Below are 11,631 nucleotides of genomic sequence, written 5' to 3'. Positions count from 1 at the left end.
CAGCTCGATGATGCGGTCAAGGCAAACTTATGTTGTTTCCCATAGGGAGTCACAGAAAAAACTAACTTTAGCTATTTCCCATACGTTCTTTAGCTATTACCCATAACAACTTGGGCTGTTACCCATAGTAACTTTAGGTTTCGCCCATAGTTAGTTTTGGTATATCCCATATTGACAGGGCTGAGAGCCGTACCAGGAATGAGCTCACGCGTTGTCTAAAAAGCTTTTAAAAAGTTTTAAAAAAACAAAAAAAAGGGTTTAAAAAACAATCCTGTAGATATGTGGATAACTCAATTATGGGAAACACCTAAAGTTTATACGATACAAACTGCAGTAGCCCCCACCGGATACCCGGCGGGTCCCATTACAAAAAAGTAAGCACTAAAGTCGTTAGCTCAAAACCTAAGGTAGCTCTTTTGCCTATTAGTCTTGCATCGCAACGGCACGTTGCGATGCATACCTTTGGGGAAGGATGTCGCTAGCCGGCTCTGCCGGCTGCTCCTCTATACTAGGCTTCGCCTGACTATAAAGCACCGCCCACCGATACTCGGTGGGCCCCCGATCAAACATACACCGAAATTCATCCTGTAAAGGCCTAGGTAGCTCTTTTGCCTGTAAGTATAGTATCGCAACGGCACGTTGCGATCTAAACACCTGTGCAGCGTCCAGCGCCGTAAAAAGAACAGCTTTGCAGGGTGGGGGGGAGGATCGAGGATCCTTTTAGATCCGAACCGGCTACGCCGGGCTTTCGGCGACCCTAACTAATTGCCATACTCTTCAAGTTTTGTTGTCGCCGCATGCCCTACGGGCATTAAAAAACCGCACTACGGCGGTTTTCATCGGATATTTTCCCTTTTACACGCGGCCCCTGTAAAATCGGCCCGCGAGGCAAGGGGTTCGAGGGCGTTAGAGGCGCTTATGGAGATATTTCAATGAATTTTTTGAAGATAGTACTGACTGCCGCTTTGTTTGTCGCTGCGCCCACATGGGCGGGAGATTTGACTGGGCCTCAAAATAATGCCGTTAGATCTGCGAAACAGTATCTCAGTATGACGGGCTTCTCACGCAACGGACTTATTCAGCAACTCTCATCGGATGCAGGGGATGGTTACGAGATTTCTGACGCTACGGTAGCAGTGGACAGCCTGAACATTGATTGGAATCAGGAGGCGGTGAAATCTGCGAAGCAGTATCTCAGTATGATGGGCTTCTCGTGCAAAGGCCTCATTCAGCAACTTTCCTCAAGTGCCGGAGACAAATACACCGTTGACCAAGCAACCTACGGGGCAAAACAGGCAGGTGGCTGCTAAAAAACGGCGCGGTTCAAACGGTGGTTACACTCGAACCACCGAATTCCATTGCGCCGGTGTTTGCTTCCTCCGCATGCTGGTTTTATTAATGTAGGATAATTTCCATTTTCCAAGCGGCCCCCTGACAGAATGAGCGGGGCGGGAAAATTAAGCGAAGTAACAAACGAACGTCCTGCTCGTCTGAACTAGGTATATTTTCAGTCTATCTTGCTATCTGGCCCAGTCAGAGGGAATGACCTGCAATCTTCAATAATGCCATGTGTTACCAGGCTAAGAGCCCTCGATGATGAAATATGACTTGCGTCATCCTGGCGACGGGAATGTCGCTGAGTCGTGTAGCAAGGGGAAAGCAGTTCGCGGCGCATTTGTTTCGGTCAGTCCTAAAAAAGGCGATATCCGCCTCGGAAAACTATACCTACTGAAATCAAAATCGCGATCGGCGAAAAAACGCCGTGCTAATAATTGTCAGTTCGCAAACGATGAGACTGAAAAACAGAGCGTAAATTAAGAAAGAGTAAAAAGACAGCTTGAAGAAATTACCAAAATTGGTTATTAATGTATATATAAGGAGCCTACTGAACGAAGCGCAACTGTCGGGTTAACGGATGAGTAGGACAATGAACGATCACTCTTTCGGCATTCTGGGGTATTTTATCCTGTATGAAGTGTCAGTTATGCATAGGTGGCACGATATATAATAGGTTTCGCATGCGAAACTATCATTTCGTACAGGAGAAGGTTAGGGAATGAATATATTAATCAACTTCACTTTAATTATGCTCTTGCTATCAGTGGTTATTGGGTTCTTTTTAACCAGTATGAGTATAAGAAATGCAGCTGGTTTGGTCGTGGCAATATTGGCTTTATGGGCTCTTTATATTTATAGCCTTTTGCCTTTTGGGGTACTCATGATCCTTACTGCGTGTAGTTCACAGAGGATAGTTGAGAAGACCGTGGGGGACGTGGCGGAGTACTTGCGCATGCCACTTGGCATACTTGTACTTACTACCTGCCTAACGGGCTTAATTGCTAGGGGATGCTACACCCAGGGGGAATATAATTACGCATGCTAAACTCAAATTGAGGAAAAATTATCAGGTGCTGTAACATCAGCAACCGCTCAGCAAGCCGTTTGGGATTAGACATATGCCGCCACTCCCCCCAAAAACTCTTTCTAACTCCATCAGGTAATGTCAGCGTAATCGCCACACCTTCTAATGAGAGCACCATTAGTAAACGGTCCCAATTCTGTTACTACCCTTGTTTTTTTGATTTTAATTATATTTATCTAAATAATAATGATCAGGATTAATAAAAATAGTGCCTATGGTTAACCCCGATGGGGCTGGCCTACAACTGATTGTTGAATAACGCCTTGATTTCCGCCGGTTTCGCGTCAAATTGTTCCGACAGTTCCTTTATCCTGTAACCGTGGCGTATCAGTGTTGGCTCAACGACTTAATGTGACAAAACCTTTAATTTCCTATATTTTTATTGCATTTCTCATACCGCGCGATAAGTTGGAATGGCTTCTCCTTCCGAGGCAAGGGATGCGCCAATAAACTCTCCTGCTGGATCGACTTCACCAAAATGGGATATCTATGACGGATTTATCGAGTACCTTGATTGAAAGTCCATTTAGTTTTGCCACAAAGAATCGGATAGTCTATAACCCGGACAACAGGACGGAAGTTGATAATTTTTATACAACGCCATGGAACGGGATCGGCGTCGTAAAGGCCGCGGTACTAGGTCCCGTGTCAGGGACAATTAACTCATATTCCACTGGTGCACTGCTGGATTCGCGGCATGTTTTGACGGCGGCGCACGGTTTATACTTCGGAAATAGTAAATGGGTCGCCCCCAGTGGGCTCTGCTTTTACCCGGGAGTAGGTACATTTGGGACCAACCCCCCCTCCGTCAATGGTGTTTACTATGCGAGTGAATTTTTTCTCCCGGGGGTCTTCGATGGAAACCTCCCAGCCACCGAAAAAATAAACTCCTTTAGGTATGACTACGCAATTATCAAGTTGAAGGATCCAGTGCCGAATTCTGTGATGACATACAGTATCGTCAACTTGAGTGACGACCAGATCAGGGCGGCATCGTTCAGTATGACAGGCTATTCTGGTGACAAATGGCCAAATGAAAATACACCTGTCATGACCAAGGACGTAGGAAAGGCGGATCAATTTTCCGACCATCTCATCTATCCGCACGTGTCTATCACAAGTGGAGGTAGCGGCTCTCCCTTGATGCATCAAAAAAATACAATTTCCGGAATGATGGTGGGCGGAGAACGTTATGGTAATGCCAATATTGCCCTTCGCATAACGGACGATGTCCTCGCCCAAATCCAAGTCTGGATGAAAGAATAGACCAAACGTCTTTCAATCAGGACAGGAATGTCTACACGTTCTTTCTCTCGACGGAATCGATGGGCACGCATCGCCAACAATGGTTGGCGCATATTGTGTCGGGCAACGATTGATTTCACAACAAGGATTTCCGATGACCCAAGAGCGCAATAATTATTTGTATTTCGAGTCCGATGGTCTAACTGGCGTATCGTTTGTGGAGGATCGCCATAAAATCACGGACGGACAGCCGTATGGCGGCGTGTCGTCAGACGGGTTGAGCCTTCTTGTAAAAGCAGGTAGGAAGGGGAGCGGCGGCGTTGCGAATTGGTTTGTCCAGAGAATTACCGGAACTGGAAATTCCGTTGCCGATAACACCAACTACCCACCCCACAAGCCTGTGGATCTCAATTTTGCGGTGTCCGGGACATTGAGATTGACTTATGCTGACGGCTCGGACATCGCTTTCGATGATGTCGTCATTGGGCAGGGCCACGCCGATTCCAACAACTGGTGGATGGGGAGCGCTGTGGCGATAAAACAAACCGCCCCAAATGCATGGGGTTCCGGCGATTTCGGGGTGTATATGATCGGGGCCAAAGTGAGCTCGGATACTATGGCTGCCGTGACCGTGCTCTTCGAGGTGCGCAAAACTGATCATATAAGGGTTAAACTGTAGGGACTGCGCTCGTGGCTCTGCGATTGGTTGTGTCGCATTAACGACGTGAGGTCAGCGCAAAGTTGCACAGCCTGTTTTTCAGGCAGCCAGCAGATAAAATTGTTCTGCCGGGGATAATCCGTCCCCGTGTGGATGCTGATACTGTCCTTTGCGTATCATGAGTACCAGTTTGATACCTGCCAACAGCGTCTGCGCTCTGCGACACAACCCCCATCTGAGGGTGAGAAAAATGTTTCACGCAAATACGGTGAGCTCGGGGGACATTATTGCGAGCACGCCAGGGTTATTGCAGGTATAGACACAGATAATGTGGGTTTGGTGTTGCGGGTAGACGCAATTAATGTGAGCAAAAAAGTGTCGTTATTGCAGGTAGGGAGATTATTGATTGCAAGCCTCTACACCTAATTAAATAACCACTTGTTGATCTCATGATTGTATACGTTTTGGTCCCCGCTCATATAAGAAGCGATCGGGACCAAATCGTTTATGGCCACCTCCACATTTACGCTAACCTGGCGACGGGAATGTCGCTGAGCCGTGTCGTGTAGCAAGGGGACAGCAGTTCGCGACGCATTGCCCAGGATTTATTGATCCCCTGGCCGGCAAACCAAATTTTGCCTAACCCGGAGTAGTTTATGCCATCGACGGCTTTCATCAATTGTTCGCTGCCGGCGCGTGGTGGATGTTCGTCGAAGAGATCGATCTGGCCAGGTTTGTCACAGAAATCGTTCAGCATGATCCCCGCCTTCTGATACCGAAACCCGTCGCGCCAAATGGCTTTGAGTGCTTTCACTGCTGCCGCTACTATGTCGCGGGTGTCTTGTGTGGCCAACATGAGCTGCACGCTGTGGCTGTTAGCGTAATACGGCTCGTGAGAAGCAAATGGGCTGGTTCGTAAAAATACCGAAATGTGTCGGCAATACTGCTTCTCTCGGCGGAGTTTATCTGTCGCGCGCTCTGCGTATTGGCACACCGCCTGGTGCATGTCCTGCAGCTGCGTGACGCGCTGGCCAAAAGAGCGGCTGACGATGATCTGCTGCTTCGTCGGCAGCGCCTCGATCGAGATGCAGGGTACCCCGTTCAGTTCACGTTGTGTCCGCTCGAGCATAACGCCAAATGTGCGGCGTATCAGCGCCAGGTTACTGTCCGCAAGTTGCAGCGCTGTGGTGATCCCCATAGTGGCCAGCTTTTTGGTCAGCTGGCGCCCACATCCCCAAATGTCGCTGACCGGCAGCAACGCCATCAGCCGTCGCTGCCGATCGCGGTTTGTCAGGTCGACCACACCGCCAGTGGCCGGCCAGGTCTTTGCAGCGTGATTAGCCAGCTTTGCAAGGGTCATCGTCTGCGCTACACCAATGCCGCAAATGAGTCCTGTCTGTTGTAGAACGGTATCGCGAACGCGACGCCCAAAAATTTCGAAAGACTCGACAGCATCGATGCCAGATACGTGTAAAAAGGCCTCATCGATACTGTACTCGGATATAGGCGCGAGGGATTCCAGAACGGTCATGCAGCGTGCCGACATATCGCCGTACAAGGCATAATTGCTCGAGAACACAGTAACCTGATGTGTTCTGATGGTGTCCTTTGCCTGGAAAAATGGCATGCCGCGTTTCAGACCAAGTTTTTTCGCCTCTCTGTTGATTGCCACTAGGGCGCCATCGTTATTTGATAATACAATCAATGGCTTACCTTTAAGATCTGGCCGAAAAACCTGCTCACAGGCGCAATACATTGAGTTGACGTCAGCCAGCATAAACATGATCACCTCCCAAATGAGTGGAGGGCGTGGATCACCACACCGAAAATTTCCAGGGTTTCGGGGTAAATGGGGCTGTACGCCGGATTCATTGGCGCCAGGCAAACCCGCGGGGTGAGCTGTAACCGCTTTACGGTAAATTCGCCGTCAACTGCAGCGATGACGATGCTGCCATGTACGGGTTTTTCCGCCCGATCGACGATCAGTAGGTCACCTGACAAGATCCCGCCATCAGACATCGATTCGCCAGTAGCCCGGATGAAGTATGTCGCCGCCGGATGTTTTATAAAATCATTTAAATCAATTGATTGTTCAATGTAGTCATCGGCCGGGCTGGGGAAGCCCGCAGGGCACTGTGTACCAAATTGTGGGAGTTTTACGGACTCACCTGGTGAAAATAAATACAATTTCGACGTGTTCATAATAGGTATAATTTATCTGTATATATATACAGTAAATCATAAACGAAACGCGCGTGGACGCAAGCCTGAAACCAAGCCACCATGCCAGTTTCGGCGTAATCTAATAATTTTTTGAGTGTTTTTTTATTCCCATTGACGATGATTTTTCGGGGGGGGGTTGCGCACATGTTATCCACTAAAACTGTGGATAACACCGGGTCAGACTTTGGGTGTATCGATGGTCACGATGAGTGATGCACTGTCATTGCGAACGGTACCAACGTCAGAAGACACGGGCTGCCAGGAAAAACTCTCCGCCTGAAGGCTGTAAACGTCGGCCAACATGTCTCCTGGCGGCGGGGTCATCCGACTATCGAGCCAGTCGCGGGCGGCGGCTGCCGGCAGCGCCAGCGGGCGCCGATCATGAATGTCCGCCAGACCGTCATGACTGGCGGCCGTGATAATGACGAAGCTGCCAGCCTCTTCCAGGTCAGTGGCGCACAATGCGGCGAAGAACAGCGGGCTACGATCGGCGGGATAGATGAAATACGGCTGTTTCAGTCGCGGATTGCCCGGGGATTTTTTCCATTCGTACCAACCTGATGCCGGTACCAGCGCACGGCCATGTTTCCAGAGAGGAGCGAACATCCGGCTGCTCGCAGCGGTTTCGACGCGGGCGTTGATGAGGGCCGGTTTTCCCTGGGCGTGCCACCATGCTGGCGCATACCCCCAGTCAACCGGTGCCAGCTGCAGCTGATCATCATGATGATGGAACAGCGGTACCGGCGTGCCGGGGGCGACGTTATATCGTGCATGCCAGTCGCCGGTGGTGCTAACCGGCGTATCAAGATCGAGGGCTGCGAGAAATTCGTCTCGGCTATGGAACTGGGCAAAACGGCCACACATAGGCAGGTGATCCTTTTGTGTCGACATGGGCAAAGTATAGCTTCAGCGGCGTGGTGGGATTTATAGCCAAGAGTTAATTTTATAACTCAATGAAAATGTTAGTTTTTGTTTTAGCGGTATCTGCGGGGTTCCCGCAATCCGCGGTCCGTCAGTGGGGCATTTATAGACAACTTATTATTGATGTATCACATCGATATGGAGGAATATGCGCTTATCAGCAGGTAGAATGATGTGCTTTTTGTGTTGTACAGCCTCGCTGAACGGAAAGGTATCTCGGGTACTGTTCCGGCTATGTAGCATAATTATATAATTATTTCTTAATGACTGCTGTTGATGCCCTTGGGAAAATTAAATAATGGGAAAAATAATATGATAAACCATGGGGTACAGGATACAGCTCATTGCTTGTGTCGGTGTTAACTCGGGGTATAATTCAACGTAATGCCCAAGTTGTGCAATCTCAATAGCACCAATTTTTCCTTGGTGTTGTGACTGTACACGCAAAGCTGGGCATTAACTATTATCGTTATTTCACCCCGATCTGAAGGGGCTGAAATAAATTCCATTCATGGCGCTGATGAAATATGTTTCATCAGAGATTGACTCTTTAGCGTATTTCCGCTGCTTTGCGCTGAATGTCAAGTATTTCAGCTTCGCTCAATTGGCTTGGAGGGGGGGCATTACTCCCGACTCTGACCTGCCAGAAGTAAGCTTGGCGGTATTTTTTTAAATAATAATATATATTAATAAGTTCCATTGCGGCTTGGTCATTGCCTGATTGCCATGCTTTTATATACATTTCGGCGGCCTTCTGTGAATCTTGGGAAACATATTTCCCGCTTTGCAATAGATGTCCTGCAATCATCAGAAGTGCCTGACTTTCCTTCCCGACTGGAGCTGATTCAGCTCGTTTAACGAGTTGTGATGCCAGTTTGTTGGCCTTAGTTTTGTCAATCTCAAACGGGTACAATGGTGGTGACTTACTATAAGGTTTAAAAAGAAAAATAATCGCGGGTATAGAGCCTTTATCAATAGAGGCCATAACGATTTGTTTTTCCACATTAACTCGAGTGTTACATGGGTCGGGTTTCTCGTTATAGATAGTATTGAACCGTGACCTACATTTCGCTCCGTAATTCCCAGCATGCTGTCTGAAAGCATCTAATTCAAGAAACGGATCATCCGCCTCTAGCGCTGCTATTTTCGCTGACTCGAATTGTTGTTTATTATCGTCATTACAGCCCATAAGGAGGGCTGATATCAATGGTACTAAAATTAAACTCTGTTTTTGTTGCGTAATCGTCCCGCTCGTCTTGCTGAACATATCTACTTATTTCCCCCAGTCTTCCAGCGTCAGGTCCGGCACCCGCGCAAACTCTCTTACATTATTCGTCACCAGTATGGCGCCGGCGGCAATGGCATGCCCGGCGATAGCCGTGTCGTTCGGGCTAATCGGCGTCCCGACCGCGGCCAGGGTGGCCTTGATCTCGGTGGTGGCGTCCACCGCTGCCCGGTCCCAGGGCAGAATGGCATCGAGGCGGGCACAGAAGGCGTCGACCAGCTGCGCATGGCGCGGCGAGGCATTCTTGCCGATCGCCTCGAAACGCATTTCGGCATAGGTGATGGCCGAGACCACGATGCGGTGGTTTCGCAGCACCGCCTGCTCCAGGCTCCTAATTACGGCTTCCGGCTGCTCGCGCATGATGAACGAACAGATGTTGGTGTCGAGCATATAGGTCTTGTTCACAGGTTGAATCGTCCTTTGTCGCTGACAACGTCCTCACGCACCGCCATAAAGTCCGGGGCAGCCCTTTCCTGCTGTGCGAATGAGCCCCAAGTCGGGCGGACGGGGCGCAGGATGATGTTGTCCCCTTCTCGAACGATCTCCAGCTCACTCACTCCTTCAAAATCCATATCACGGGGCAGACGGATGGCGCGGTTATTGCCGTTTTTAAATATCGATACGGTTCGCATGATGTCCTCCTGGTTTCTGGCCTCATGGCCCATCGGCATAGGCTCAGTATAGGCCAATGTGTTACATATGTATATGTGATACATATGCAGATGTGTGACATATGGATATGTTTTACATGTGTAACTTTCGGTGTTTTTCTCTTCTGATCCGATTTCTGGCAGTCCCGGCTCCGCCGATCATCCCCTTTCCCCGCAGCACCGCCTGCCACAGCATGTGGTAGTAGGTGCTGCTTAAGCTACCAGATGTTGTGTTTACTCCTTCTCCCGTGATCCGCCGCGCAGGGGCGAAAAAGGGCACTTTGCGGCTTTCGGCGCCGTGGTACACTTCCGGAAAGTCGTTAAACGGGGGCTTCGCAGCCTCACGGGGCAAGATGACCTGACCCATGCGTTGCGCGATTTGCCGCAATCACGGCTGACGCCACAGACACGTGCGATGCACCTGGCCATCGAAAAGGTCACTGGCACTGGCGTCACCTTCTCCACGTTCAGGGCGGTGGAAAACGCGATGTCTTTTGACCGTAACCTGACTCCTCAGGGGGGCAATGGCTGTACTGGGAAGGTTGGAGCGGCGGGGCGATATCATCGCACTGGACGGTACTCAGGGCGCCACGCTCGTTCAGAAGCCTGTGAAGCTTTAACCGCGTTAAGCCAGGTTATGGCAGCTAATTGTGACTATAACCCGGACAGTGACTACCCGTTCGAGATCATGGCGCCAATGGAGCAACTCGCTCACTATATGGGCGTGTTGCATGTGTACAATAATGGATGAAAAGCCTACGACGTCGCGTTGAACGCGCTGTCGGTCATGGAGCAGTTGCAGTACGCCATTGTGCTGCATGATAAAGACACCGATTCTGGACAGAACAAACCACTACGCATCTGGTCTCAGCGAAAAATTCTTCACGTCGCGCGGGATCGCCGTCGACGAAATTCGCCAGTGGCTCGGTCAGTTCCGCACCTGGGCCATCAAAAATGGCCTGACAGAAACGCTGCGTACCAAATACGAACGACACCTCCTGCGCATTGAGCACATCGGTATTGACCTCAAAAACAGGCATTCGCTGCGCAACCGACTCAAACAAATCAAGCGGTGGGTTGTCAGTCCGGATCTTGCACGCGAAAAAGAACGTGCCGTTGGCCAACTGGAAGACGCACTGGATACTATCGAGAACTCTGAGCGTCTTGATGCTGTCCTGGACGGCTTGAAGGGGCGGATCAACGCCTCTGCGAAGGGAAAGAGAAAAGCCAATCCGTTCTATCAGGCATTTGTCAGTTGGTCCGGTAAAGCTATGCCGCACCAGGTTGTGCAACTGGAAGCGGCGCTGAAAAAAGACCAACCAGGTTTACTGCAGCGAGAGCCGGAAAGTTACTACCGGCAGTTGCTTGAGCGAGCCGGCCAGCTCTGATCCATCCCTAAACCTCCCCCACGATACCGTGTCTTGTCAGACGTGGGGGTTTCTGCTGCCTGGCGTTCTGAAATACTCTTCTTTTCGCCGCAACTACCTCTGCCGGCGACCAATATAATTCACGACGTCCTACAAAGTGGCCACATTTTAAACCGGTTATGCATTTCGGAGAGCATTAGTTTCGAACTGATATAAAGTAGTTTCGAAGGGTAGAGTTAGTTTCGAAAAGTAACTCATTGATATCGTTAATTCCGAACGTTAATCCATTACAAAATAAGCCTTTTAAAAAAGGGGATGTCATCGCGCCATAGCGCTCGATGGCACCTCCCTCGCTTTGCTCGGGCAAATACAGTGAAAATAGAGATCGAGGAACCAGCAGATCTTAAACATAACACCCGTCGGCTACGCCGACAAAGTAGCTCCCCACGCTAAAGCGCGGGGCGTTTAGATCGGAATCCCTCGATGGCTAACAGCTCGCCTGTTAGCCATCGAGGGATTGGACAAATCCAGCCACACCGGATGCGTCAGCAAATATCGCTGACAGTCTTGCTTACATGCTCGTAAGCGGCTCTAACGACCCGCTAACGCGGAGATACGCCCCAACTGCGGCTTCGCCTTGTTGTGACCACTCCGACCGCATACAGAAGCTTCTACACCGTTTTTAGCGGGTTTGGCTTTACAGGGTGAAGGTATGGATAGGCGATCCCTTTCGATCCCTCATTGGTATCGGCGGCTAACCCTCAGTGCTACCTGTCATTTCACCTTGCCGCCTTACATGCGCTACGCGCATTCATATTAGGAGCACGGGTTTAGCTCTGTAATCTGTGACAAATTTGCGT

General features: G+C 49.8%; 11 protein-coding genes and 2 pseudogenes. 5 read left to right on the top strand and 8 right to left on the bottom strand.

The annotated features are described in order from the left end of the window. The first annotated feature begins 932 nt into the window (after nucleotides 1-932). Nucleotides 933-1,310, top strand: a complete 378-nt coding sequence (locus JEM67_RS00560) for an Ltp family lipoprotein (protein WP_199635012.1) — start codon at nucleotides 933-935, stop codon at nucleotides 1,308-1,310. Nucleotides 1,311-1,593: 283 nt separating this feature from the next. Continuing rightward, nucleotides 1,594-1,818, top strand: coding sequence for a hypothetical protein (locus JEM67_RS00555; RefSeq protein ID WP_199635011.1), 225 nt, complete (start codon nucleotides 1,594-1,596; stop codon nucleotides 1,816-1,818). 842 nt (nucleotides 1,819-2,660) lie between these two features. Here the strand turns inward: JEM67_RS00555 and JEM67_RS00550 are convergent. Then, nucleotides 2,661-2,765: pseudogene (locus JEM67_RS00550) on the bottom strand (hypothetical protein); the annotation flags it as partial. 146 nt (nucleotides 2,766-2,911) lie between these two features. Between JEM67_RS00550 and JEM67_RS00545 the strand changes: the two are divergent. Continuing rightward, on the top strand, nucleotides 2,912-3,688 hold the full coding sequence (locus JEM67_RS00545; RefSeq protein WP_199635010.1) for a trypsin-like serine peptidase: 777 nt from the start codon (nucleotides 2,912-2,914) through the stop codon (nucleotides 3,686-3,688). A gap of 133 nt (nucleotides 3,689-3,821) precedes the next feature. Further along, a complete protein-coding gene (locus JEM67_RS00540; RefSeq protein WP_199635009.1) occupies nucleotides 3,822-4,346 on the top strand; it encodes a hypothetical protein in 525 nt (174 codons plus the stop codon). Between the two features lie 78 nt (nucleotides 4,347-4,424). Here JEM67_RS00540 and JEM67_RS00535 read toward each other — a convergent pair. The 7 genes and pseudogenes from JEM67_RS00535 to vapB all read right to left on the bottom strand — a co-directional run. Beyond that, nucleotides 4,425-4,550 (bottom strand): annotated as a pseudogene (locus JEM67_RS00535) (IS6 family transposase); the annotation flags it as partial. A 298-nt stretch (nucleotides 4,551-4,848) separates the two neighbouring features. Further along, nucleotides 4,849-6,108 (bottom strand): translesion error-prone DNA polymerase V subunit UmuC, encoded by a 1,260-nt coding sequence (gene umuC, locus JEM67_RS00530; protein WP_199635008.1) that lies wholly within the window; start codon nucleotides 6,106-6,108, stop codon nucleotides 4,849-4,851. A 2-nt stretch (nucleotides 6,109-6,110) separates the two neighbouring features. Beyond that, a complete protein-coding gene (gene umuD, locus JEM67_RS00525) occupies nucleotides 6,111-6,527 on the bottom strand; it encodes a translesion error-prone DNA polymerase V autoproteolytic subunit (protein WP_199635007.1) in 417 nt (138 codons plus the stop codon). 198 nt (nucleotides 6,528-6,725) lie between these two features. Further along, nucleotides 6,726-7,412: an SOS response-associated peptidase family protein gene (locus JEM67_RS00520; protein WP_199635006.1), complete on the bottom strand. Its 687-nt coding sequence runs from the start codon at nucleotides 7,410-7,412 to the stop codon at nucleotides 6,726-6,728. Between the two features lie 607 nt (nucleotides 7,413-8,019). Then, nucleotides 8,020-8,736: a hypothetical protein gene (locus JEM67_RS00515; protein ID WP_199635005.1), complete on the bottom strand. Its 717-nt coding sequence runs from the start codon at nucleotides 8,734-8,736 to the stop codon at nucleotides 8,020-8,022. Between the two features lie 6 nt (nucleotides 8,737-8,742). Beyond that, nucleotides 8,743-9,159 carry a type II toxin-antitoxin system VapC family toxin gene (locus JEM67_RS00510; protein ID WP_199635004.1) on the bottom strand — a complete coding sequence of 139 codons (417 nt, stop codon included), beginning with the start codon at nucleotides 9,157-9,159 and terminating at the stop codon, nucleotides 8,743-8,745. Next, nucleotides 9,156-9,386, bottom strand: coding sequence for a type II toxin-antitoxin system VapB family antitoxin (gene vapB / locus JEM67_RS00505; RefSeq protein ID WP_199635003.1), 231 nt, complete (start codon nucleotides 9,384-9,386; stop codon nucleotides 9,156-9,158). The genes JEM67_RS00510 and vapB overlap by 4 nt, the downstream gene beginning before the upstream one ends. Nucleotides 9,387-10,222: 836 nt before the next feature. Here vapB and JEM67_RS00500 point away from each other — a divergent pair. Further along, a complete protein-coding gene (locus tag JEM67_RS00500; protein WP_199635002.1) occupies nucleotides 10,223-10,792 on the top strand; it encodes a hypothetical protein in 570 nt (189 codons plus the stop codon). Nucleotides 10,793-11,631: the final 839 nt, after the last annotated feature.

The sequence above is a fragment of the Serratia sp. PAMC26656 genome, assembly GCF_016469055.2.
GTDB lineage: Bacteria > Pseudomonadota > Gammaproteobacteria > Enterobacterales > Enterobacteriaceae > Serratia > Serratia plymuthica.
This window is presented reverse-complemented; position numbering and strand designations above follow the sequence as displayed.

Bases quoted from the DNA above. Each gene is read 5' to 3' on its own strand.
- JEM67_RS00560 (WP_199635012.1), top strand. From the start codon at position 933: ATGAATTTTTTGAAGATAGTACTGACTGCCGCTTTGTTTGTCGCTGCG.
- JEM67_RS00555 (WP_199635011.1), top strand. From the start codon at position 1,594: ATGATGAAATATGACTTGCGTCATCCTGGCGACGGGAATGTCGCTGAG.
- JEM67_RS00545 (WP_199635010.1), top strand. From the start codon at position 2,912: ATGACGGATTTATCGAGTACCTTGATTGAAAGTCCATTTAGTTTTGCC.
- JEM67_RS00540 (WP_199635009.1), top strand. From the start codon at position 3,822: ATGACCCAAGAGCGCAATAATTATTTGTATTTCGAGTCCGATGGTCTA.
- umuC (WP_199635008.1), bottom strand. From the start codon at position 6,108: ATGTTTATGCTGGCTGACGTCAACTCAATGTATTGCGCCTGTGAGCAG.
- umuD (WP_199635007.1), bottom strand. From the start codon at position 6,527: ATGAACACGTCGAAATTGTATTTATTTTCACCAGGTGAGTCCGTAAAA.
- JEM67_RS00520 (WP_199635006.1), bottom strand. From the start codon at position 7,412: ATGTGTGGCCGTTTTGCCCAGTTCCATAGCCGAGACGAATTTCTCGCA.
- JEM67_RS00515 (WP_199635005.1), bottom strand. From the start codon at position 8,736: ATGTTCAGCAAGACGAGCGGGACGATTACGCAACAAAAACAGAGTTTA.
- vapB (WP_199635003.1), bottom strand. From the start codon at position 9,386: ATGCGAACCGTATCGATATTTAAAAACGGCAATAACCGCGCCATCCGT.
- JEM67_RS00500 (WP_199635002.1), top strand. From the start codon at position 10,223: ATGATAAAGACACCGATTCTGGACAGAACAAACCACTACGCATCTGGT.